Source organism: Enterobacter sp. 22452, from assembly GCF_052045065.1.
Lineage (GTDB): Bacteria > Pseudomonadota > Gammaproteobacteria > Enterobacterales > Enterobacteriaceae > Enterobacter > Enterobacter mori.
The window spans coordinates 849,032-871,369 of the sequence record NZ_JBQEOB010000002.1; the positions used below are offsets into that span (position 1 = coordinate 849,032).

Consider the following 22,338-nt stretch of genomic DNA (forward strand, 5'->3'; position numbering starts at 1 on the left):
TCAGTTTTTCTCTTCCTTCTTCACCACTTCAATGCCCAACTCAGCCAGAGAGGCCGGGTTGGCAAAGCTTGGCGCTTCGGTCATCAGACACGCGGCAGCAGTGGTTTTCGGGAAGGCAATAACATCACGGATGTTATCGGTGCCGGTCAGCAGCATGGTCAGACGGTCAAGACCAAATGCCAGACCCGCGTGTGGAGGCGTGCCGTATTTCAGGGCGTCCAGCAGGAAGCCGAATTTCTCGCGCTGCTCTTGCTCGTTAATGCCGAGAATGCCAAACACGGTCTGCTGCATTTCGCCGCTGTGAATACGCACGGAACCGCCGCCCACTTCATAGCCGTTGATAACCATATCGTAAGCGTTCGCGACCGCGTCTTCCGGCGCCGCTTTCAGCTCTGCCGCACTCATGTCTTTTGGCGAGGTGAACGGGTGGTGCATTGCGGTCAGACCGCCTTCACCGTCGTCTTCAAACATTGGGAAGTCGATAACCCACAGCGGCGCCCATTTGTTTTCGTCGGTCAGGTTCAGGTCTTTGCCGAGCTTCAGACGCAGCGCGCCCATCGCATCCGCCACGACTTTCTTATTGTCTGCACCGAAGAAAATCATGTCGCCGTCCTGTGCGCCTGTGCGCTCAAGGATCGCTTCCACGATGTCTGCGTTCAGGAATTTCGCTACCGGGCTGGTGATACCTTCCAGACCTTTTGCACGTTCGGTCACTTTAATATAGGCCAGACCTTTCGCACCGTAGATCTTAATGAAGTTACCGTAGTCGTCGATCTGCTTACGGCTCAGGGCCGCACCGCCCGGAACGCGCAGGGCCGCGACGCGACCTTTCGGATCGTTAGCCGGGCCAGCAAATACCGCAAACTCAACGGCTTTCACCAGGTCTGCCACGTCCACCAGCTCCATCGGGTTACGCAGGTCTGGTTTATCAGAACCGTAACGGCGCTCGGCTTCGGCGAAGGTCATGATTGGGAAGTCACCCAGCTCAACGCCTTTCACGTCGTTCCACAGGCCGCGCACCAGCGCTTCCATCACTTCACGCACCTGCTCGGCGGTCATGAAGGAAGTTTCGACGTCGATCTGGGTAAATTCTGGCTGACGGTCAGCGCGCAGGTCTTCGTCGCGGAAGCATTTTACGATCTGATAGTAACGGTCGAAGCCGGACATCATCAGCAGCTGTTTGAACAGCTGAGGAGACTGTGGCAGCGCGTAGAATTTGCCTTTATGAACGCGGGACGGGACCAGATAATCGCGCGCGCCTTCCGGCGTGGCTTTGGTCAGCATCGGGGTTTCGATATCGAGGAAACCGTGGTCATCCATAAAACGACGCACCAGGCTGGTGATTTTCGCACGGGTTTTCAGGCGCTGAGCCATCTCCGGGCGACGCAGATCCAGGTAACGATACTTAAGACGCGCTTCTTCAGTGTTGACGTGGTTTGAGTCCAGCGGCAGCGCTTCAGCACGGTTGATGATAACGAGGTCAGACGCCAGGACTTCAATCGCACCGGTCGCCATGTCTGCGTTAACGTTTTTCTCGTCACGCGCACGCACGGTGCCGGTGACCTGAATGCAGAACTCATTACGCAGTTCAGAAGCCAGCTTCAACGCCTCTGCACGATCCGGATCGAAGAACACCTGAACGATACCTTCGCGGTCGCGCATATCGATGAAGATAAGGCTACCAAGATCACGACGACGGTTGACCCAACCACACAGGGTAACCTGCTGCCCGACGTGGGACTGACGCAGCTGCCCGCAATATTCTGTACGCATGAGATATCCCTTAATTAGCCGCAGGCTGATTGTCGCCTGTCTTGCAGGCCACGATGTCGCAGCTTTCTGTATGTCACAACTGGATGAAAAAAGGCGGCTATTATACTGGAAATTCCGCCGGACGATAAGAGAGAAGCGCGGCCTGGCGCTCGTTTGCTGCTCTCTTATTGCGTATTCTCACAAAAATTAACAAAATTATCCGACCGATAACAGGCAATCACGTCGTAAGGTGTGGCCGAAGCTATTCATTTAACTGGAGTTACTATGTTGACACTTGATGCCACCAAAACTGCACTTGTGGTGATTGATTTACAGGAAGGGATCCTCCCCTTTGCCGGTGGCCCACATACCGCTGACGATGTGGTCAGCCGTGCGGCCCGTCTCGCGGAAAAATGCCGTGCCAGTGGTGCGCCTGTTATCATGGTGCGCGTCGGCTGGTCAGCGGATTTCGCCGAAGCGTTGAAACAGCCGGTTGACGCACAGGCTGCCGCGCACGCATTGCCGGACAACTGGTGGACATATCCTCTCTCGCTCGGCAAACGCGACAGCGATATCGAAGTCACCAAACGCCAGTGGGGCGCGTTCTACGGCACCGATCTGGAGCTGCAGCTACGCCGTCGCGGGATCGACACCATCATCCTGTGCGGGATCTCCACCAACATCGGCGTGGAGTCAACGGCCCGCAACGCCTGGGAGCTGGGTTTTAACCTGGTGATCGCCGAAGATGCCTGCAGCGCGGCATCTGCGGAGCAGCATCAGGGCAGCATGACCCACATCTTCCCGCGCATCGGTCGCGTACGCAGCACAAGCGAGATTTTAAGCGCCTTATGATATACGTGGGTCTGCCCCAGTGGTCGCACCCAAAATGGGTGCGTCTGGGCATCACCAGCCTTGAAGAGTATGCCCGACACTTCAACTGTGTCGAGGGGAATACCACGCTGTACGCGCTCCCCAAAGCAGAGATTGTTGAGCGCTGGCGGGAACAAACCACGGACGCGTTTCGCTTCTGCTTTAAATTTCCGGCAACTATCTCCCACAACGCCGCGCTGCGTAACTGCGGTGACTTAACCGAAGAGTTCTTTACGCGCATGTCCCCGCTGGCCAACCGAATTGGCCAATACTGGCTCCAGCTTCCCGCAACCTTTGGCCCACGCGATTTGCCCGCGCTGTGGCAGTTCCTGGATGTTCTGCCCCGTGAATTCACCTACGGCGTTGAAGTCCGACACCAGGACTTCTTTGCGAAAGGTGAGGCCGAACGCGCGCTCAATCGCGGTCTTCTTGAACGTTCCATTAACCGGGTGATCCTCGATAGCCGCCCGGTACACAGCGCAATTCCTCATAATGAGGCTATTGTGGATGCCCAGCGCAAGAAGCCAAAAGTTCCGGTGCACGCCATCGTGACCGCGCAAAATCCAATGGTCAGGTTCATCGGCAGCGATAACATGCAGCAAAATCAGGATATGTTCGCCGTCTGGCTGCAAACGTTAGCGAAATGGGAGCAAACGACCACACCCTATCTTTGCCTGCACACCCCCGACATTGCCCAGGCTCCCGAACTGGTCGATGCTCTCTGGCAGGCCTTGCAGGCCGCGGTACCGTCCGTCGGCAGCGCCCCTTCTATTCCACAACAATCTTCTCTTTTTTGAGGAAGGCACTTATCATAGAGAGGTGCCATCTGCCAAATAACAGGGAGTTTGTATGGTCAGCGCGCTGTATGCGGTGTTAGGTGCATTACTGCTGATTAAGTTTTCATTTGATGTTGTGCGCCTGCGAATGCAATACCGCGTCTCCTACGGTGACGGTGGTTTTTCCGAACTGCAGAGCGCCATTCGCATTCACGGTAACGCGGTTGAATACATTCCCGTCGCACTGATCCTGCTGCTGTTTATGGAAATGAACGGGGCAGAAACCTGGATGGTGCACGTCTGCGGCCTGCTCCTGATTGCGGGTCGGTTAATGCATTATTATGGCTACCACCACCGCGTATTTCGCTGGCGTCGTTCCGGCATGAGCGCGACCTGGTGTTCGCTTGTGCTGATGGTGCTGGCTAACCTTTGGTATATGCCGTGGGAGTTGGTTTTCTCCTTCCGTTAGCGCACAATACGCCCCTTTATTTTTCCCGGATTTTTACGTTATGTCAGATCGCGACACGCTTTTTTCCGCGCCTATCGCCAGCCTGGGCGACTGGACCTTTGATGAACGGGTGGCCGAAGTCTTCCCGGATATGATCCAGCGCTCTGTTCCCGGTTACTCCAATATTATTTCTATGATCGGCATGCTGGCTGAACGTTTCGTTCAACCCGGCACGCAGGTCTATGATCTGGGCTGTTCGCTCGGCGCGGCAACGCTGTCGATCCGTCGTAACGTACGTCAGGATGACTGCAAAATCATTGCCGTCGATAACTCTCCGGCCATGGTCGAACGCTGTCGCCGCCACATTGACGCCTATAAAGCACCCACCCCTGTCGAGGTGGTGGAAGGCGATATTCGTGATATCGAGATCAGAAACGCGTCGATGGTGGTACTGAATTTTACCCTGCAGTTCCTGGTGCCTGAAGACCGCCAGCTGCTGCTGGACAAAATTTATAAAGGTCTGAACCCCGGCGGTGCGCTGGTGCTCTCAGAGAAGTTTAGCTTTGAAGACGCTAACGTAGGCGAACTGCTGTTCAACATGCACCACGATTTCAAGCGTGCGAACGGCTACAGCGAGCTGGAGATCAGCCAGAAACGCAGCATGCTCGAAAACGTGATGCTGACGGACTCCGTAGAAACCCACAAGGCGCGCCTGCGCAAAGCGGGATTTGAGCACAGTGAACTGTGGTTCCAGTGCTTTAACTTTGGCTCTCTGGTGGCGCTGAAAGCTGAGGATGCAGCATGATTGAGTTCGGCAACTTCTATCAGCTGATTGCAAAAAATCACCTCTCCCACTGGCTGGAAACCCTGCCTGCGCAAATCGCCACCTGGCAGCGCGATCAGCAGCATGGGCTGCTTAAGCAGTGGTCCAACGCGGTGGAGTTTCTGCCGGAGCTGACGCCGCACCGTCTGGATCTGCTGCACAGCGTGACGGCGGAAAGTCAAGAGCCGCTCCCTGCCGGGCAGATAAACCGCATCGAGACCCTGATGCGTAACCTGATGCCGTGGCGCAAAGGGCCGTTCTCGCTGTACGGTGTGGACATTAATACCGAATGGCGCTCAGACTGGAAATGGGATCGCGTTCTGCCACATCTTTCAGACCTGAGCGGGCGCACCATTCTGGACGTGGGCTGCGGCAGCGGTTACCACATGTGGCGCATGATCGGCGCAGGTGCCCATCTGGCCGTCGGTATCGACCCGATGCAGCTGTTCCTGTGCCAGTTTGAAGCGGTGCGTAAACTGCTGGGCAACGACCAGCGCGCGCACCTGCTGCCGCTGGGCATTGAGCAACTCCCTGCCCTGAAAGCCTTTGATACCGTCTTTTCCATGGGCGTGCTGTACCACCGTCGTTCCCCGCTTGAACATCTCTGGCAACTGAAAGATCAGCTGGTCAGCGGCGGCGAACTGGTGCTGGAAACGCTGGTGATTGAAGGTGATGAACATGCCGTTCTGGTGCCGGGCGATCGCTACGCGCAGATGCGCAACGTCTATTTCATCCCTTCCGCGCTGGCGCTGAAGAACTGGCTGGAAAAATGCGGGTTTGTGGATGTGCGGATTGCGGATGTCAGCGTGACCTCTCTCGAAGAACAGCGCCGCACCGACTGGATGATCACCGAATCGCTGGAGCAGTTCCTCGACCCAGCCGACCACAGCAAAACCATTGAAGGCTACCCGGCCCCGATGCGTGCAGTGTTGATTGCGACCAAGCCGTAGCCTTTTAGCCGGGTGGCGGCTGCGCCTTACCGGGCCTACTCCCGATGTTGTAGGCCCGGTAAGCGAAGCGCCACCGGGCGCAGGAGAAAAAAAGGCCCCTGTTGAAATTGCAGGGGCCTGGTACAAGCAAGCATCATATTGGGCGACATGATGCGCGGTAAAAATCGGTACGTTGCTACACGTGATGACGTTCAATCAACGATTTCATTACCGCAACCGACTCTCCATCTACACCGTAGCGCGAGTACTCATCCGCTTCAGCATCCGTCGACATAGACAACCCTGTATTGCGATAACGCATGGGTGACGGTATCCATTTCCCGGCAGAGCTGTGAAGCTCTTCTACCCCTGCGTCTAAAAACAGTTCCAGATTGCTGGCGCGTACTCCTGCGCCCGCCATGATTATTGGAACACCGGAATGTGCTTTTAGTTCCGTAATTAATTGCAGTCCTTTTTCAGCTGACGACTGCTGACCCGATGTCAAAATGCGCGCCACGCCAAGTTCTCCAAGCGTTTCAAAGGCCTGAAGCGGATCTTTACACATATCAAATGCACGATGAAAAGTGACGGCCAGCCCCTGCGCGGCGCTTATGACCTGACGCATGCGCGGTATATCAATATTGCCGTCTTCATCCAGCAGACCGGTAACCAGCCCCGGGAACCCCAGTTCCCGAACGAGCGCAATATCATCAAGCATGGCACTGAACTCGCCCGCCGTGTAACAAAAATCACCGCCGCGCGGACGAATAATCGGGTGAACGGGGATCGTGACGGCCTGACGGGCAGACTTTAACACCCCGCAGGAGGGCGTCAGCCCGCCTTCTTTCGGTGCCGCGCACAGTTCAATGCGGTCTGCACCCTGCTCCTGCGCGGTCACGGCACACTCCACGCTGTAACAACAAATCTCCAGCAGCGCCATTTAATCCTCCTTAATTTCCACTCAACGAACCATCATGTCACGCCATCCCTTTTCGGTCCCGGCCTGAACTCACAACTCTTACGCTTCACTGGCAACGATCTGTTCGATCGTCCACGGATGAAATTTCACCGTGACCTGTCCGTCAGTAACGGCAAGCGTCGGATTGGGTAAACGCTCGCGCTCACCTTTTGGTGAACTCGTTTTCACATAGATACCCGGCTGGCTTAAGCCCGCGTCGGATAACAGCGCCAGCGCGCGCGCATTCAGCGTTTCAGGCTCGCCCGGCAAAACAATTTCAATATGCTCCCAGCCTTCATGCGGATAGCGTTTCTCACCCGGCCACGGCAGTTCAACCACGGTGAATTGCCAGTGCGCGACACACACCGGTTCATGCAGTTTGAACAGGCAGATTGGGCGACCGTTAATGATATTCTCAGAAAGCAGTTCACCGCACTGCTTGAAACCGCGACGCCAGCGCTCGGCTGTCGCATTCTGATGGCAGCGCAGAGAAATGTGATCGGCCTCAAGCGGTGCGATATCCAGACCCAGGCGGGTGGCAAGTTCTGTGAACGCCTGAGTGAAGCGCGGTAAATCTGCGGAAATATCATGCAGTTCGTCAATGGTTTGCCAGTTCGCCATACGTCAGTCTCTTATCATGTCGCAAAGCCGCTAATTTACTCTGTTCCCCTCTTTCGACCAACCGCAGAATAGGGGTTTTTACGACTGCATGATTATGCACACCTTCTTAGCCTGGATTCTGTACTATCTTCAGCCCCCGCAGTGCTGACGCCAGAGGGCATTTGCAGTATACTCCCGCCCTAAATTCTTTAACGGGCGCGGGTCGTTGTTCCCCCGCACCAAAAACGTAAGGTATCCAGGTGAATATTCAGGCTCTTCTCTCAGAAAAAGTCAGTCAGGCACTGATTGCCGCAGGTGCGCCTGCGGATTGCGAACCGCAGGTTCGTCAGTCAGCAAAAGTACAGTTTGGCGACTATCAGGCTAATGGCGTGATGGCAGTGGCTAAAAAACTGGGCATGCCGCCGCGACAGCTCGCTGAGCAGGTACTGACGCATCTGGATCTCACCGGGATTGCCAGTAAGACTGAAATCGCCGGTCCGGGCTTTATCAACATCTTCCTCGAGCCCGCTTTCCTGGCAAGCCACGTTGACGCGGCGCTGAAATCAGACCGTCTGGGCGTTTCCCAGCCGAAGGCGCAGACCATCGTGATCGACTACTCCGCGCCAAACGTCGCAAAAGAGATGCACGTTGGTCACCTGCGTTCCACCATTATCGGCGACGCCTCCGTGCGTACCAATGAATTCCTCGGCCATAAAGTGATCCGCGCGAACCACGTGGGCGACTGGGGAACCCAGTTCGGTATGCTGATTGCTTACCTGGAAAAACAGCAGCAGGAAAACGCAGGCGAGATGGCGCTGGCGGACCTGGAAGGGTTCTACCGTGAAGCCAAAAAACACTACGACGAAGACGAAGCCTTCGCCGAGCGCGCGCGTAGCTACGTGGTGAAACTGCAGGGCGGGGATCAATACTTCCTCGAGATGTGGCGCAAGCTGGTTGACATCACCATGTCCCAGAACCAGCTGACCTATAACCGTCTGAACGTCACCCTGACCCGCGACGACGTGATGGGTGAAAGCCTCTATAACCCAATGCTGCCTGGCATTGTGGCAGACCTGAAAGCCAAAGGTCTGGCGGTAGAGAGCGAAGGTGCAACGGTGGTGTTCCTTGATGAGTACAAAAACAAGGAAGGCGAACCGATGGGCGTCATCATCCAGAAAAAGGATGGCGGCTATCTCTATACCACCACCGATATCGCCTGTGCGAAATACCGTTACGAAACCCTGCATGCAGACCGCGTGCTGTATTACATCGACTCCCGCCAGCACCAGCACCTGATGCAGGCATGGACCATCGTGCGTAAAGCCGGTTACGTGCCGGATTCCGTACCGCTGGAACACCACATGTTCGGTATGATGCTGGGTAAAGACGGTAAGCCGTTCAAAACCCGCGCGGGCGGCACCGTGAAGCTTTCTGACCTGCTGGACGAAGCGCTGGAACGCGCCCGCCGTCTGGTCGCGGAGAAGAACCCGGACATGCCTGCTGACGAGCTGGAAAAACTGGCTAATGCTGTCGGTATCGGCGCGGTGAAATACGCGGATCTGTCCAAGAACCGTACCACCGACTATATCTTTGACTGGGATAACATGCTGGCATTCGAAGGCAACACTGCACCCTATATGCAGTATGCCTACACCCGCGTGCTCTCCGTGTTCCGTAAGGCAAACATCGACGAAAGCGTGCTGGCTAACGCCACGGTGAGCATCACCGAAGATCGCGAAGCACAGCTGGCAGCGCGTCTGCTGCAGTTCGAAGAGACGCTGACGGTTGTGGCACGTGACGGTACGCCGCACGTGATGTGTGCTTACCTGTACGATCTGGCGGGTCTGTTCTCCGGCTTCTACGAGCACTGCCCTATCCTATCGGCAGAAAGCGAAGCGGTTCGCAACAGCCGCCTGAAGCTGGCGCAGCTCACGGCGAAGACCCTGAAGCTGGGTCTGGATACCCTGGGTATCGAAACCGTAGAACGTATGTAAAAACAAAACCCGGCGCAAGCCGGGTTTTGTTTTGTAGCCCCGGTAAGCGCAGCGCCACCGGGGATATCCACAGGTTCAGAAGTATTTCCGCAAATACTCCGTCAGACACAGTATCGCCATCGCCTGTCCGTACGGCATCGACGTCAGCGGGATCTGGCGATAAAACTCAAGATCGCTTCCCATCCCCGTACCGAACGACGTTTGCAGCAGCTCCCCTTCCGGCGAGATGTTTTTCACGATACCGCGAATCGCTTTCTCAGCCACCTCGCCATATTCTGGCCCAACATAGCGCTTACGCACTGCTTTCAGGATCCCGTAAGCAAACCCGGCGGTAGCCGATGCTTCAAGATACGAATTCGGATCGTCGAGCAGCGTATGCCACAGCCCACTCTCGTCCTGACATTTCGCCAGCGCCGCAACCTGCGCGTTCAGCACCTGCACCAGATAGCGGCGCACTGCGTTGTTTTCCGGCAGATCCACCAGCTCGAGGAAGTCCGGGATGACGATAGTGAGCCAGCTGTTGCCGCGCGCCCAGCGGGCATTGGCGAAGTTATGGTTGCCGTCGTAGCTCCAGCCGTGGAACCACAGGCCGGTCTCCCGATCCATCAGGTTTTGCACGTGCAGCAGGAACTGATAGACCGCCTCTTCAACGTACTCCGGCTTGTTGAGCAGCTTGCCGATTTTCGCCAGCGGCAGGACCGTCATCATCAGCGTGTCGTCCCACATCTGCTGGTGGTTCTCTTCCGCGAGGGTGATGTGCTGCATGCCACCGTGTTCGGTGCGCGGCATCTCATTCATCGCCCATTCCGCCCAGCTTTCCAGCCACGGCAGCCAGGCCGGGTTTTTCGTCTCTTCGTAGCGATAGGCCAGCGTCAGGAACGGCGACATGGTATTCACGTTTTTGGTGGTTGCGCCTTCCGCAAAACGGTCGGCAAACCAGCCGTCGATAATCTCGCGCATACCTTCGTCGCCGGTCTGGCAGTAGTACTGCCAGATCCCATACAGGCCGACGCCGTGCGTCCATTCCCATCCGGCCCAGCCTTTGGTGTCGATTACGCGCCCGTCGTCCAGCCGCAGCAAAAATTGCCCCGTTTTGTCGTGGATATTGACCAGGTTATGCGTCACCTTTTGAATCAGCGACTTCAGCTCGTCCCGGGCGATAAAGCGCTCGGGTTGACGCAGTAACGGGCTATGTTTGACAGGCCAAACTTTCATCATCTTAACCTCTGTTGTATGTCGAATTCAGTACCGCACGATCCTTCAGCGAAGGTGCCGCCGGTTTATTACGATTCAGATAACCAATGTTGTTGTTGCCCCACAGTGACTCGTAAGGTATGCCGGCCAGCATTTCCACTGTCTCGCGGGCCTGCGGCGTAGCGGCTTCTGGCATCGCCCGGCCGGACTCGCGCATTTTGGCGGTCTCTTCGCGCAGCGTGCTGTGGGTCTGCAAATTGAGCTTGAAGCGCAGGGAAACGAGGAAGCCGCAGAACAGCACCAGAATGGTGCCCACGCTCAGGATCATCAGAATAGTGTGGCTCACTTCCGCAGGCTGCACTTTCTGACCGCTGACGAAGCCGGACATCTGCATCACGATGCCCACCAGCATCACCGCACCAGCCTGTGACGCCTTACGGGTTAGGGTCATGATGCCCGCGAAGATCCCCTCGCGGCGCTGGCCGGTGATCACTTCATCCACGTCGGCAATGTAGGTGTAGGTGTTCCACGGTACGTAGTTGATACCGCCGCGACCGAGGCCCGCCACCGCAGAGATCAGCAACAGCAGAGAGTAAACGTCGCTCAGACCCGCGTAGTAGAGCACGGCGTAAGAAATTGATGCCAGACCGAACAGCACCACCACCATGCGGTAAGACGGCGCAGGCCCGAAGCGAATGCACAGCGGGATCATCCCGATTACGGCCAGGAACTGGAAGATGGCCATCGTGCCCAGCAGGTTGGACGCCATAGAGGCTTCCTGCATCAGTACGAACACCACGTAGTAGGTGAACACCGCGTTAAAGACGTCCTGCGCGATGTACCCACCGAGGTACATACCCAGATGCTGGCGGAAAATCTTAATACGCAGCGTCGAGCTTAACTCCACGAACAGACGGTTCAGGCTCTGGCCCAGCGTCAGCTTCTTCTTCTCCTCTTCGGCACGCAGCGCCGCTTCAGACCACTCCTCACGCGGGCGCTCCCAGGTAAAGAACCAAACGAAGGTCAGCATCAGCGCGCAGAGCACAGAGAAAACCAGGCTTGCGTAGAAGAAGGAAACCGCGTTGTCTTTCCCGAAATGGGTCAGCAGGATCCCCGGCAGGAAGGAGGCCAGAATGGCGGACATCTGCGCCATTGAGATACGCGCCCCGGAGAACTTGGTTTTCTGTTTAAAGTCATCGGTCATTTCCGGTACCAGCGTTTCGTACGGCACCAGAATCATCGTGTAGACAATATCAAACACCAAATAGGTCAGCAGGTAGTACCAGAAGCTCATGTCCCCTACCCACATCAGCGAGTAGCTGAACACGCACGGAATCCCCAGCAGAATAAAGAACTTACGGCGGCCAAAGCGCTTACCGAGCCAGGTCGTACCAAAGTTATCGGTCAAAAAGCCCATCAGCGGGCTGACAACGGCATCCAGCACCCTTGCGGCGGCAAAGATGAACGTCGCTTCAATCGGTGTGAGTCCACAGAAGGTGGTATAAAAATACAAAAGCCAGGCCGCCGTCAGCGCAGTGGTACCCGCGCCGAGGAAATCGCCTGACCCGTAAGCAAGATAATTTGCGAGTCCAATTTTACGTGTTTTCATTGCCGTCAACCCTAATCAGTTTTGGGAGACTCCCTGTAAGCAAACCTCGTCCGGGAGTTTTTACACGGCTACAGTAAAAGTATCGACTTGTTGATACCTTTCTGTTTCTGCCATCGCACAGGGGGGAATGGCAAAAATGCAAAGAGTGTCGTCACGCGTGTCACTGATTTATAAAACAGCGTTTCTATTGCATCAAAAGGTGAGGTCAATTTTGCGAGCCAGCCATCAGATTTGCCTGAAGGCTGGCGAAAAGGCAGGCAGTTAACGGTAGTTGACGATGACGGAATTGCTCTGAACCTTCAGCGCCGGGATCAGGCGACCGCCACCCGGCACCTCCCAGATAAAGCGTAAAGGCTCGACGGCGGGCACTCCGTTGAACGCCTGGGTCGTTCCGCTTTCACCGTCTATTTCGGTACAGCGCGTCTGAGAGCAGAGACGCACCCGCAGCCCGGCGGGCGTTGGGCCAATCAGCGTATAGTTCCAGACCACCAGCGTCATGAGGCCAGAAGCCGGTTCCGGCGACGACAGCGGACGCGAAGACATTGCCACCCCGCGATGGCTTAGCGTGACGCCCATACTGCTGGCCTGCCACGTTTCCTCACCTGCGGCCTGCGCCGCCAGCGGGAAAAAGAGTACCCATAGCCACTTTCGCATTATTTTCCTCCAATGGTCGCCGTCATACGAATGTGGCGATTGTCCGACAGCTCCATATTCGACAGCACCACCAGCTGGTTCAGGCTACGGCGCAGGAAGCGTGAAAGCAGCGGCCTCAGTGCATGATTCACCAGCAGAACCGGCGGCGCACCCAGCATCTCCTGACGCGCCAGCGCCTCCTGCGTCTGCGCCAGCAAGCGGTCGGCCAGACCCGGCTCAAGGCCACCCCCCCCCTGCAACGCCTGCAGCAGCAGACGCTCAAGCGGCGTATCGAGGCCAATCACCTGCACTTCTCCGGTGCCAGGGAACCACTGCTGGGTGATCGCACGGCCCAGCGCCACGCGTACCACCGCCGTCAGCTCGTGCGGATCGCTTTGCAGCGGCGCGTGCTCAGCCAGTGTTTCCAGGATGGTGCGCATATCGCGGATCGGCACCTTCTCATCAAGCAGGTTTTGCAGCACCTTGTGCAGCGTGGTCAACGTCAGCACGCCCGGAACCAGATCTTCCGTCAGCTTCGGCATCTCCTGCGTCACGCGGTCAAGCAGCTGCTGCGCTTCCTGACGCCCAAACAGCTCGGCGGAGAACTGCCCAATCAGGTGGTTGAGGTGGGTCGCCACCACGGTACTGGCTTCAACAACGGTATAGCCCTGAATCTGCGCCTGCTCTTTCAGGGCGCTCTCAATCCAGATAGCCGCCAGGCCAAAGGCCGGATCGATGGTTTGCTCGCCCGGCAGCGTGCCCGCGGCGGTGCCGGGGTTAATCGCCAGCCAGCGGCCCGGATAGGCATCACCGCTGCCAATTTCGACACCTTTCATTAGAATGCGGTAGCGCGCGGGCGGCAGATCCATATTGTCGCGAATGTGAACCACCGGCGGGAGGAAGCCCATATCCTGGGCGAATTTTTTACGGATGCTGCGGATACGCCCCAGCAGTTCGCCATCCTGCTGGAAGTCCACCATCGGGATCAGGCGATAGCCCACTTCCATCCCCAGAGAATCTTCCAGCTGCACGTCGTTCCAGGTGGCCTCCACGGCCTGGGTATTTTCCGGCATTTTCACCGGCGCAGGCTCTGCCGCCGGTTTCATTTCACGCCCGCGCATCCACCAGGCCAGGCCCAGCAGGCCCGCGGTGAACAGCAGGAACACCAGGTTTGGCATCCCCGGCACCATGCCGAGCAGGCCCAACACCGCCGCCGACAGCAGCATCACGCGGGGGTTGCTGAACAGCTGCCCCACCATCTGCTCACCCACGTCCTGATCGGTACTCACGCGGGTGACGATAACGCCTGCTGCGGTCGAGATAACCAGCGCCGGGATCTGGGCGACCAGACCGTCACCGATGGTCAGCAGCGTATAGCTTTCCGCCGCGTGGCCCATGTCCATCCCGTGCTGAAGGACGCCGACCAGCAACCCCCCGACCACGTTGATGACCATGATCAGGATGCCCGCGATGGCATCACCGCGCACAAACTTACTCGCACCGTCCATCGAACCGTAGAAGTCCGCTTCCTGCGTCACCTCCGCGCGGCGCTTTTTCGCTTCATCTTCTGCGATAAGCCCGGCGTTCAGGTCGGCGTCGATCGCCATCTGCTTGCCCGGCATCCCGTCCAGCACAAAGCGCGCGCCAACTTCCGCGATACGCCCCGCACCTTTGGTGATAACCATAAAGTTGATGATCACGAGGATGACAAACACCACGATACCGATGGCAAAGTTACCGCCCACGAGGAAGTGGCCAAAGGCCTCAACCACTTTACCCGCCGCCGCCGCGCCGGTATGGCCTTCCATCAGAATGATACGGGTAGACGCCACGTTCAGCGCCAGTCGCAGGAGCGTGGTAAACAGCAGAATGGTCGGGAACGCCGCAAATTCCAGGGTGCGCTGGGTGAACATCGCCACCAGCAGCACCATGATGGACAACGCAATGTTGAATGTGAAAAGCAGATCGAGAATGAATGCCGGGAGCGGCAGTACCATCATCGACAGAATTAGCAGGATGAGAATCGGCCCGGCAAGGATCTGCCATTGGGTCGATTTCAGGTTGCCGGGCAGGCGCAACATTGCCACCAGATTAGCCATCAGTGTCCTTCTCGTTCAAAAAATCCAGCGCGTCAGGCACCGGAAGGTTTTCAGGTTTCACAGGTCGTTGACCGCCAGCCAGACGCCAGCGTTTTAATTGCCATACCCAGGCCAGCACTTCCGCCACGGCGGCATAAAGTTGTCCTGGGATCTGCTGCCCAATTTCCGCATGGCGGTATAAGGCACGCGCCAGCGGTGGCGCTTCAAGAATGGGGACGCGGTTCTCCGTCGCGATTTCACGGATACGCAGCGCGATAAGCCCGGCCCCCTTTGCCACCACTTTTGGCGCACTCATTTTGTTTTCGTCATACTGCAGCGCAACGGAATAGTGGGTCGGGTTGGTGACGATCACATCGGCTTTAGGCACGTCTTCCATCATGCGTCGACGAGCAGCCGCACGCTGCATCTGGCGGATACGCCCTTTCACGTGCGGGTCACCTTCCATCTGCTTATATTCGTCACGAATATCCTGACGCGACATGCGCAGCTTCTTGAAGTGGCTATAGAGCTGGAAGATGACGTCGAAGCCCACCATCGGGATGATGCTCAGCACCACCAGCAGCGAGCAAAACCCGATGAGGTTCATGGCGTTGCGCATGGCGCTGAGCGGCGATTCGCTGATCAGGCGCATCATGTCAGGCCAGTTATGCCACAAATAAAACCCGGCAGCGCTGCCCATCAGGGTCGACTTGAGGATGGCTTTAACCAGCTCAGCCCCGGTCTGGGCCGAAAACATACGTGCTATACCGGGAAACGGGTTGAGTTTTGAAAACTTGGGCTGCAGTGATTTGCCGCTGAACACCAGACCACCCAGCATGATCGGCGACACTATCGCCACCAGCACCACGCCGGTAATCAGCGGCAGTAAGGCGATCATTGCGCCTTTAATCAGAATAATGATTTGACCCAGAATGAGATTGGGATCGTTGACCATGCTGTGGTCAAAACGTAACCCAGAAGAGAGCATCCCCGCCAGTTTACGGGCGAGCGACTCCCCACCCAGCCAGATAATGCACACGCCTACGATAAGGATCAGCAGGGATGTCAGTTCTCGGGATCGGGGGATCTGCCCTTCCTCACGCGCTTTTTCAAGTCGGTGGGGTGTGGGGGCTTCCGTTTTGTCGTCGTTCTCTTCTGCCACAGTGCATGCTCAGCCCATTACGTCACGGGTATCATGCCAGCACAGAGAAAATCCAATGGCGGGAAAAGCCCGTTTATTCGGGCTCTTTTCGGAGATTCTTGATTTTGCCGCCTCGGGCCGCGTTAACAACCTGAGGCGGCAGACACGCTTAGAAGCCGAGGCTGTCCAGCAGGTCGTCCACCTGGTCCTGGCTTGCCACAACGCCCGCTTTGGTGGCGTCGAGCTGTGGGCCGTTGAGCAGGCTTTCGTTCTCGCGTTTCGGACGGGCAGCCGGTTCCGGGATGTTCTCCAGCAGCACCATCAGCAGCTGACGTTCAATCTCCTGAATCACATCCATCATGCGCTTGATAACCTGACCGGTGAGGTCCTGGAAATCCTGCGCCATCATGATGTCCAGCAGCTGTGCGTTGGTAAAGCTGGTGTGGCCTGGCACATCGCCCAGGAACTGGCGGGTATCGGTCACCAGCTCTCGCGCGTCAGCCAGCTCGATAGGGTTTTCAAACCACTCATCCCAGCGCTGGGTCAGCGCTTTCGCGCCCTTTTCCATCGCGTCCTGGTGGGGCTGTGACGCTTCAACGCTGTTCAGCGCACGTTCAGCGGCCTGCGCGGTCATCTGCACAACGTAGTCCAGACGGTCACGCGCATCAGGAATCGCTTCTGCTGCTTCGGCGATAGCCTGATCCAGTCCCAGTTCACGCAGGCTGTCGCGCAGCATGCGCGTCAGGCTACCAATACGGGCGATAATGTCGCTCGGTGAATGTTCTTCAACGGGTTTCATAGCAGGTTGCAACATTTCCATCACCTCACATGCCGAGTTTCTCGAAGATCTTGCCGAGCTTCTCTTCCAGGGTTGCTGCAGTGAATGGCTTCACCACATAGCCGCTTGCGCCCGCCTGGGCTGCTGCAATGATGTTCTCTTTTTTCGCTTCTGCGGTCACCATCAGCACCGGCAGTGACGCCATACCGGCATCGGCACGAATGGTTTTCAACAGTTCCAGACCATCCATGTTCGGCATGTTCCAGTCGGAAATCACAAAACCAAAGCCACCCGCCTGCAGTTTGTTCAGCGCATCAACGCCGTCTTCTGCTTCTTCAACGTTGTTGAAGCCCAGCTCTTTCAGCAGGTTACGCACGATGCGACGCATGGTGGAAAAGTCATCCACAACCAAAAATCTGAGCTCTTTGTCCGCCATAAAACTACACTCCTCTTTAAATACGTATTGCCTGTCCGGCACTGATTTTCGCCAGCATCTGCTGGCTTACCTGGCTAAGATCGACCACTTCGCTCACGCCACCCATATTGATGGCCTCGCGCGGCATGCCGAACACCACACAACTTGCTTCATTCTGCGCAATCGTCCAGGCGCCAGCCTGGTGCATCGCAAGCATTCCAGCGGCACCGTCGTTGCCCATCCCCGTCAGGATCACCCCCACGGCGTTGCGCCCCGCATGTTTCGCCACCGAATGAAACAGCACATCCACCGACGGACGGTGCCGGTTAACCGGCGGTCCGTCATGAATTTTGATTTGATAGTTCGCGCCGCTGCGCGACAGCTCCATATGCTTATCGCCCGGCGCGATGTACGCGTGTCCCGGAAGCACGCGCTCGCCGTCTTCCGCCTCTTTCACGCTGATCTGACACAGTTTGTTCAGGCGTTCAGCGAACGAGCGGGTAAATCCCGGCGGCATATGCTGCGTAATGAGAATACCCGGACTTGATAGCGGCAATGGCTGGAGTACATGACGAATTGCCTCTGTTCCTCCGGTTGACGCCCCAATCACCAGCAGTTTTTCCGAGCTGAGTAACGGACCGGCCTTCAAAGTTGCCGGTGCCGACATCGGTTTGTGCGCCGCAAGCTTCGCCCGGGACGCGGTGCGGATCTTCTCGGCAATCATCTCGCTGTAGGCCAGCATCCCTTCGCGGATACCGAGCTGAGGCTTGGTGACAAAGTCCACCGCCCCCAGCTCGAGCGCGCGCAGGGTGATTTCCGAGCCCTTCCCGGTCAGGGAGGAGACCATCACCACCGGCATCGGGCGCAGGCGCATTAATTTTTCAAGGAAATCGATGCCATCCATGCGCGGCATTTCGACATCCAGCGTCAGTACGTCGGGGTTATATTTTTTAATTAAATCCCGCGCTACCAGAGGATCGGGGGCGGTCGCCACCATCTCCATATCGCTGTGGCTATTGATGATTTCAGTCATGATCTGGCGCATCAGCGCCGAATCATCGACAGACAATACCCTGATTTTACTCATGCTTTTTCCTTACTCAGCGCATATACCGTTTGCCCACGCAGGCTAAACTCACGCACGAGGTTGCTGAAGTTTTCCGAGTGCCCGGCAAACAGTAAACCGTCAGGCTTGAGCAACGGAACAAAGCGACGCAAAATGTCCTGCTGCGTCGTTTTATCAAAATAGATCATGACGTTACGGCAAAAAATGGCGTCGAACGGACCCGGCACGTTGTACTGCTTATCCAGCAGGTTAACGGGCGCGAATTCGACGCAGTTCGCCAGCTCCTGGCGTACGCGTACCAGGCCTTCATGCGGGCCAGTGCCGCGCATGAAGTAACGCTGCAGCTGCTGAGGCGACAGCGTTTTCAGTTCATCCTGGCGATAAACACCGTTACGCGCCTTCTCCAGCACCTCGGTGTCGATATCGCTGGCGTAGACTTTCCAGCGTCCGGGCGCCATGCCCAGCGTGTCTGCAAGGGTGATAGCCAATGAGTACGGCTCTTCCCCCGTCGAGGCGGCCGCACTCCAGACGCGATACTCGCCGCTGCGTCGACGCGCGTGGTCCGCCAGCACCGGGAAGTGGTGAGCTTCACGGAAAAACGCCGTCAGGTTAGTGGTTAATGAGTTAATAAAAGCCTGCCATTCGGCGCTGTTCTGGTTCGCTTCGAGCATGCTCAAATAGCGACCAAAATCATCCAGCCCAAGCGTGCGCAAGCGCCGCACCAGCCGGTTGTAGACCATGTCTCGCTTATGATCCGCAAGCACGATCCCCGCACGCTGGTAGATTAACTGACATATCCGACGAAAATGCGCGTCGGACAGCGCGAGGCGCTGTGTCATCTGTAACAATAATGACGTTTGCCCTGAGGGCGTGGGTGATGTCATAGCGCCTTCTTAATCACATTCAGGATACAACTGGCACGGCCTGCGACCGCCCGACTTCTGTTACTGCTTCAACGTGCTCTTTGACATTAAACACCGCGACCAGCCCGGTGAGATGGTCGGCCTGGTTTGCCAGCTGATCGGTCGCGGCTGCCGCCTCTTCCACTAACGACGCGTTCTGCTGCGTGACCTGATCCATCTGGCTGACGGCCTGGGCCACCTGTTCGATCCCACGGCGCTGCTCATCCGACGCCGAGGCGATTTCACCCATGATGTCGTTAACCCGGGTGACGGAAGTGACAATCTCGGTCATGGTTTTCGCCGCCGTATCGACCAGGGCAGATCCCTGCTGAACACGGGAGACCGACTCTTCTATCAGCCCTTTAATCTCTTTCGCCGCGTTGGCGCTGCGGCTCGCCAGGTTGCGCACTTCGCCCGCAACGACCGCAAACCCGCGCCCCTGCTCGCCCGCACGCGCCGCTTCAACGGCGGCGTTGAGCGCCAGAATATTGGTCTGGAACGCGATACCGTCAATCACGCTGATGATGTCGCCAATTTTCTGCGAACTGGCGGCGATATCCTGCATGGTGCTGGCCACGTGAGAGGCCTGGTCGCCCCCTCGCTTCGCCGTCATCGCCGCCTGTTTTGACAGATCCGACGCCTGACGCGCGTTGTCGGCGTTCTGGCTTACCGTCGCGGTCAGCTGCTCCATACTGGCCGCCGTCTGCGCCAGCGAGGCCGCCTGCTGTTCGGTGCGGGATGAGAGATCGTTATTGCCTGCTGCAATCTCTGAGATCCCGGTGTGCATGGCATAACTGCCCTGCCGGACGTCGCTCACCGTTTCCCGCAGCGATCCCTGCATCGCCTTCAGGCTGGCAAAGATGGCCGAAATTTCGTTCTTCCCGTACACCGCCACCGGACGCGCAAGGTTGCCTTTTGCAATGCTGTCGAAGTGGCTGCTGATAATCGCCAGCGGTTGCACAATCATCTTGCGTGCCCAGAACAACGCGCCGCCGGTCAGCAACCCCGCCAGAATCACGACCACGGCAAAGATGACGCCCGACATGTGATAGCTGGTACGGCTCGCTTCACCGGCACGCTGAACAGACTGGTTAATATCCTGCTGCCACGCGTTAAAGCTGCCGTCAAACGCCGCCTGAGACGCCTGTACCGGCGCGGTCATGAAATCCGAAAGCTGGTTGTTTTCAAGCCAGGTCGCCTGGTGGTCCAGATCGCTGTACCACTGTTCAAAATTCTTTTTCATGGCCGCTTTAAGCGCTTTCTCTTTCTCGCTGTCGGTGGCCTGCGCCGTAAAGGCTTTAAACTGTGCGTCAGCCTGCTTCAGGCTGTCGCGCGCGGTCGCCATCAGCGCCTTGATGTCATCCGGCGGATAGCTCAACGCAGTCAAGGTTCCCGCCTTGTTCAGCGCAGTACTTGCCTGCAACAGCACGGCACGGATTTGTGCCAGCGCGGAGCGCTGCTGATTACTCGTCTCGACTTCCTGCAAATTCTGATAACCATCGCGAAACGCCCAAAAAGACAACCCGTTACTGCCAACCTGCAACACACCGCAAAGGATCAGAATCAAAAACAGTGTGGTCGAGATACGAATACGATTTAACATCCACGCTCCCATCAAGCGGCAAGCAGCCGCGGTTTAATTGTCAGTCAAAATGTTTCCCAGTTTTTATCTTGTCCGGACGTCACGGTACGCGTAGGTGTTGCTGCCGTTGCTGCGGCGGGCGCACGATACATCGTATGTGAATCGACCGTTTTTGCTGCGAGTGAAGCGAGACGAAACGCCGAGACGGCCATCTTCAGACGGCTCGCCTGGTCTTCCAGCGCAGCGGCCGCCGCAGCGGACTCCTGTACCAGCGCGGCGTTTTGTTGTGTCACGCGATCCATTTCCGATACCGCCAGGGCGACCTGGTCGATACCACGACTCTGCTCATCAGACGCAGAGGCGATTTCACCCATGATGTCCGTTACGCGGGTAACGGCATTCACGATGTCATTCATGGTCTCCCCTGCGCTTTCTACCAGCACGGAGCCGGTATCCACGCGGGAGACGGAATCTTCAATCAGGGCTTTGATCTCTTTCGCCGCATTGGCGCTGCGGCTGGCGAGGTTACGCACTTCCCCGGCCACCACGGCAAACCCGCGTCCCTGTTCGCCCGCACGCGCCGCTTCCACGGCGGCGTTCAGCGCCAGAATGTTGGTCTGGAAGGCAATGCCGTCGATGACGCTGATGATGTCGGCGATTTTCTTCGAGCTGTCGGCGATTTCGTGCATGGTTTTCACCACGCCATCCACCACGCGACCGCCGCGCTGCGCCGTCTCAGAGGCGCTTTCTGCCAGCTGAGACGCCTGACGGGCGTTATCGGCGTTCTGCTTCACGGTGGCCGTCAGTTCTTCCATGCTGGCTGCGGTCTCTTCCAGAGCAGACGCCTGCTGTTCCGTACGGGAAGAGAGGTCGTTATTCCCCATCGCAATTTCGCTGGTGCCGGTATAGATTGCCTCGGATCCGTTACGCACGTTGGTGACGGTCTCCACCAGCGAGCGCTGCATATGGTCAACGCTGTTTGCCAGTTCGGTGATCTCGTTGCGCCCGGAAACGGTCAGCGTTTTGGTCAGATCGCCTGAGGCGATGTCGCGGATATGCGCAATCACGCGGCCCAGCGGGTTGAGTAGGATGTGACGAATGCCGTACCAGACGGCCACCAGCACGATAACCAGCGCCAGCGCCAGCACGGCCATCTGCCATTTAGCGAAACGGTAGTCGTTCTGGCTTTCAGTAAATGCGGAGTGGTACAAGTCGCTGCTGGCTTTGGCATACTCACCCAGCGCCGCACCGAGTGCGTTTTGCATCCCCTGCGTCGGCTGAGCGAAATAGGCATCCATGTTGCCGCTCTCCAGGAACTGGATCAGCTCCGTCAGCCCGGCAAAGTAGGCGTTATATTTCTCATCAATATTGGCGCTCGCCTGCTCCATCGCAGGCTGCGGGGCAATCTTTTTGAAGGCGTCGTAATGTTTTGCCGCGTCGGCAAGCGTCGCACGCGCGTTTTTCAACAGATCCGTTTTCGCGCTGCTCTGCTGATTGTTGGGATCCATCATCATGCGCGCGGACGAACGGCTCAGGTTGATACGCGTTTGCAGCATCAGATCCCACGTCGTGGTCAGTTCACTCTGCTGCAGCCGCAGATCGTTCGAGGCCACGAAGCTGTCCTGGTTCTGTTTTAACGACGAGAAAAAGAGGCTACCGGAAATAAGCTGAAGAAGTGCGAAAATGACCAGCACCATCATGAGCATTGTGACAACGCGGATACGGTTCAACATACAACACCTTCTCATAGATTTATTAACGGTGTTATCGGCACAGGACACAGGAACTTT

20 protein-coding genes are annotated in these 22,338 nt (G+C 57.1%); 6 read left to right on the forward strand and 14 right to left on the reverse strand.

Translation table 11 applies throughout. The features are described from left to right. Positions 1 to 1,773 carry an aspartate--tRNA ligase gene (gene aspS / locus ACTJJA_RS09220; protein WP_126816313.1) on the reverse strand — a complete coding sequence of 591 codons (1,773 nt, stop codon included), beginning with the start codon at positions 1,771 to 1,773 and terminating at the stop codon, positions 1 to 3. Positions 1,774 to 2,037: 264 nt separating this feature from the next. On the opposite strand from aspS, the gene ACTJJA_RS09225 reads away from it, so the two are divergent. The 5 genes from ACTJJA_RS09225 to cmoB are packed head-to-tail and all read left to right on the forward strand — an operon-like array spanning position 2,038 to position 5,619. Beyond that, complete coding sequence (locus ACTJJA_RS09225; RefSeq protein WP_100166021.1) at positions 2,038 to 2,604, forward strand: hydrolase; 567 nt, start codon at positions 2,038 to 2,040, stop codon at positions 2,602 to 2,604. Then, a complete protein-coding gene (locus tag ACTJJA_RS09230) occupies positions 2,601 to 3,419 on the forward strand; it encodes a DUF72 domain-containing protein (protein ID WP_440667550.1) in 819 nt (272 codons plus the stop codon). Before ACTJJA_RS09225 ends, ACTJJA_RS09230 begins: the two co-directional genes overlap by 4 nt. Positions 3,420 to 3,471: 52 nt before the next feature. Further along, on the forward strand, positions 3,472 to 3,867 hold the full coding sequence (locus ACTJJA_RS09235; protein WP_010432562.1) for an MAPEG family protein: 396 nt from the start codon (positions 3,472 to 3,474) through the stop codon (positions 3,865 to 3,867). Positions 3,868 to 3,907: 40 nt separating this feature from the next. Further along, positions 3,908 to 4,651 carry a carboxy-S-adenosyl-L-methionine synthase CmoA gene (gene cmoA / locus ACTJJA_RS09240; RefSeq protein ID WP_440667552.1) on the forward strand — a complete coding sequence of 248 codons (744 nt, stop codon included), beginning with the start codon at positions 3,908 to 3,910 and terminating at the stop codon, positions 4,649 to 4,651. Continuing rightward, entirely contained in the window at positions 4,648 to 5,619 is a 972-nt protein-coding gene (gene cmoB, locus ACTJJA_RS09245; protein ID WP_440667554.1) for a tRNA 5-methoxyuridine(34)/uridine 5-oxyacetic acid(34) synthase CmoB, read from the forward strand. Before cmoA ends, cmoB begins: the two co-directional genes overlap by 4 nt. 175 nt (positions 5,620 to 5,794) lie before the next feature. Here cmoB and cutC read toward each other — a convergent pair whose 3' ends face one another. Next, positions 5,795 to 6,538 (reverse strand): copper homeostasis protein CutC, encoded by a 744-nt coding sequence (gene cutC, locus ACTJJA_RS09250; protein WP_440667556.1) that lies wholly within the window; start codon positions 6,536 to 6,538, stop codon positions 5,795 to 5,797. A gap of 78 nt (positions 6,539 to 6,616) precedes the next feature. Beyond that, positions 6,617 to 7,177: a VOC family protein gene (locus tag ACTJJA_RS09255; RefSeq protein ID WP_440667559.1), complete on the reverse strand. Its 561-nt coding sequence runs from the start codon at positions 7,175 to 7,177 to the stop codon at positions 6,617 to 6,619. Between the two features lie 239 nt (positions 7,178 to 7,416). Here ACTJJA_RS09255 and argS point away from each other — a divergent pair, with 239 nt between their 5' ends. Next, a complete protein-coding gene (gene argS / locus ACTJJA_RS09260) occupies positions 7,417 to 9,150 on the forward strand; it encodes an arginine--tRNA ligase (protein ID WP_221550416.1) in 1,734 nt (577 codons plus the stop codon). Positions 9,151 to 9,225: 75 nt separating this feature from the next. Here argS and bglB read toward each other — a convergent pair whose 3' ends face one another. The 11 genes from bglB to tar all read right to left on the reverse strand — a co-directional run bounded on the left by bglB (position 9,226) and on the right by tar (position 22,281). Next, positions 9,226 to 10,365, reverse strand: a complete 1,140-nt coding sequence (gene bglB / locus ACTJJA_RS09265; RefSeq protein WP_440667732.1) for a beta-galactosidase BglB — start codon at positions 10,363 to 10,365, stop codon at positions 9,226 to 9,228. Positions 10,366 to 10,369: 4 nt separating this feature from the next. Continuing rightward, on the reverse strand, positions 10,370 to 11,953 hold the full coding sequence (locus ACTJJA_RS09270) for an MFS transporter (RefSeq protein WP_089598184.1): 1,584 nt from the start codon (positions 11,951 to 11,953) through the stop codon (positions 10,370 to 10,372). A 261-nt stretch (positions 11,954 to 12,214) separates the two neighbouring features. Further along, complete coding sequence (gene flhE / locus ACTJJA_RS09275) at positions 12,215 to 12,607, reverse strand: flagellar protein FlhE (protein ID WP_440667562.1); 393 nt, start codon at positions 12,605 to 12,607, stop codon at positions 12,215 to 12,217. Next, the gene (gene flhA / locus ACTJJA_RS09280; protein WP_089598182.1) at positions 12,607 to 14,685 is read right to left on the reverse strand and encodes a flagellar biosynthesis protein FlhA; all 2,079 of its coding nucleotides are present in this window, start codon (positions 14,683 to 14,685) and stop codon (positions 12,607 to 12,609) included. The genes flhE and flhA overlap by 1 nt, the downstream gene beginning before the upstream one ends. Further along, positions 14,678 to 15,826, reverse strand: coding sequence for a flagellar biosynthesis protein FlhB (flhB, locus tag ACTJJA_RS09285; protein ID WP_238459412.1), 1,149 nt, complete (start codon positions 15,824 to 15,826; stop codon positions 14,678 to 14,680). Before flhB ends, flhA begins: the two co-directional genes overlap by 8 nt. Positions 15,827 to 15,974: 148 nt before the next feature. Continuing rightward, the gene (gene cheZ / locus ACTJJA_RS09290; protein ID WP_029485121.1) at positions 15,975 to 16,619 is read right to left on the reverse strand and encodes a protein phosphatase CheZ; all 645 of its coding nucleotides are present in this window, start codon (positions 16,617 to 16,619) and stop codon (positions 15,975 to 15,977) included. 10 nt (positions 16,620 to 16,629) lie between these two features. Further along, a complete protein-coding gene (gene cheY / locus ACTJJA_RS09295; RefSeq protein ID WP_010432528.1) occupies positions 16,630 to 17,019 on the reverse strand; it encodes a chemotaxis response regulator CheY in 390 nt (129 codons plus the stop codon). Positions 17,020 to 17,035: 16 nt separating this feature from the next. Beyond that, positions 17,036 to 18,085, reverse strand: coding sequence for a protein-glutamate methylesterase/protein-glutamine glutaminase (locus ACTJJA_RS09300; RefSeq protein WP_010432526.1), 1,050 nt, complete (start codon positions 18,083 to 18,085; stop codon positions 17,036 to 17,038). Continuing rightward, positions 18,082 to 18,948 carry a protein-glutamate O-methyltransferase CheR gene (gene cheR, locus ACTJJA_RS09305; protein WP_100166014.1) on the reverse strand — a complete coding sequence of 289 codons (867 nt, stop codon included), beginning with the start codon at positions 18,946 to 18,948 and terminating at the stop codon, positions 18,082 to 18,084. The genes ACTJJA_RS09300 and cheR overlap by 4 nt, the downstream gene beginning before the upstream one ends. A 19-nt stretch (positions 18,949 to 18,967) precedes the next feature. Next, positions 18,968 to 20,569, reverse strand: a complete 1,602-nt coding sequence (gene tap / locus ACTJJA_RS09310; protein WP_417931613.1) for a methyl-accepting chemotaxis protein IV — start codon at positions 20,567 to 20,569, stop codon at positions 18,968 to 18,970. Positions 20,570 to 20,613: 44 nt separating this feature from the next. Further along, the gene (gene tar, locus ACTJJA_RS09315; protein WP_440667567.1) at positions 20,614 to 22,281 is read right to left on the reverse strand and encodes a methyl-accepting chemotaxis protein II; all 1,668 of its coding nucleotides are present in this window, start codon (positions 22,279 to 22,281) and stop codon (positions 20,614 to 20,616) included. Positions 22,282 to 22,338: the final 57 nt, after the last annotated feature.

Excerpts from the sequence above, each read along its gene's own strand:
- ACTJJA_RS09235 (WP_010432562.1), top strand. The coding sequence starts at position 3,472 with ATGGTCAGCGCGCTGTATGCGGTGTTAGGTGCATTACTGCTGATTAAG.
- cheZ (WP_029485121.1), bottom strand. The coding sequence starts at position 16,619 with ATGTTGCAACCTGCTATGAAACCCGTTGAAGAACATTCACCGAGCGAC.
- flhA (WP_089598182.1), bottom strand. The coding sequence starts at position 14,685 with ATGGCTAATCTGGTGGCAATGTTGCGCCTGCCCGGCAACCTGAAATCG.
- ACTJJA_RS09300 (WP_010432526.1), bottom strand. The coding sequence starts at position 18,085 with ATGAGTAAAATCAGGGTATTGTCTGTCGATGATTCGGCGCTGATGCGC.
- tap (WP_417931613.1), bottom strand. The coding sequence starts at position 20,569 with ATGTTAAATCGTATTCGTATCTCGACCACACTGTTTTTGATTCTGATC.
- flhE (WP_440667562.1), bottom strand. The coding sequence starts at position 12,607 with ATGCGAAAGTGGCTATGGGTACTCTTTTTCCCGCTGGCGGCGCAGGCC.
- ACTJJA_RS09255 (WP_440667559.1), bottom strand. The coding sequence starts at position 7,177 with ATGGCGAACTGGCAAACCATTGACGAACTGCATGATATTTCCGCAGAT.
- cheY (WP_010432528.1), bottom strand. The coding sequence starts at position 17,019 with ATGGCGGACAAAGAGCTCAGATTTTTGGTTGTGGATGACTTTTCCACC.
- cmoB (WP_440667554.1), top strand. The coding sequence starts at position 4,648 with ATGATTGAGTTCGGCAACTTCTATCAGCTGATTGCAAAAAATCACCTC.
- ACTJJA_RS09230 (WP_440667550.1), top strand. The coding sequence starts at position 2,601 with ATGATATACGTGGGTCTGCCCCAGTGGTCGCACCCAAAATGGGTGCGT.
- cheR (WP_100166014.1), bottom strand. The coding sequence starts at position 18,948 with ATGACATCACCCACGCCCTCAGGGCAAACGTCATTATTGTTACAGATG.
- tar (WP_440667567.1), bottom strand. The coding sequence starts at position 22,281 with ATGTTGAACCGTATCCGCGTTGTCACAATGCTCATGATGGTGCTGGTC.
- cmoA (WP_440667552.1), top strand. The coding sequence starts at position 3,908 with ATGTCAGATCGCGACACGCTTTTTTCCGCGCCTATCGCCAGCCTGGGC.
- aspS (WP_126816313.1), bottom strand. The coding sequence starts at position 1,773 with ATGCGTACAGAATATTGCGGGCAGCTGCGTCAGTCCCACGTCGGGCAG.
- ACTJJA_RS09225 (WP_100166021.1), top strand. The coding sequence starts at position 2,038 with ATGTTGACACTTGATGCCACCAAAACTGCACTTGTGGTGATTGATTTA.
- bglB (WP_440667732.1), bottom strand. The coding sequence starts at position 10,365 with ATGAAAGTTTGGCCTGTCAAACATAGCCCGTTACTGCGTCAACCCGAG.
- cutC (WP_440667556.1), bottom strand. The coding sequence starts at position 6,538 with ATGGCGCTGCTGGAGATTTGTTGTTACAGCGTGGAGTGTGCCGTGACC.
- ACTJJA_RS09270 (WP_089598184.1), bottom strand. The coding sequence starts at position 11,953 with ATGAAAACACGTAAAATTGGACTCGCAAATTATCTTGCTTACGGGTCA.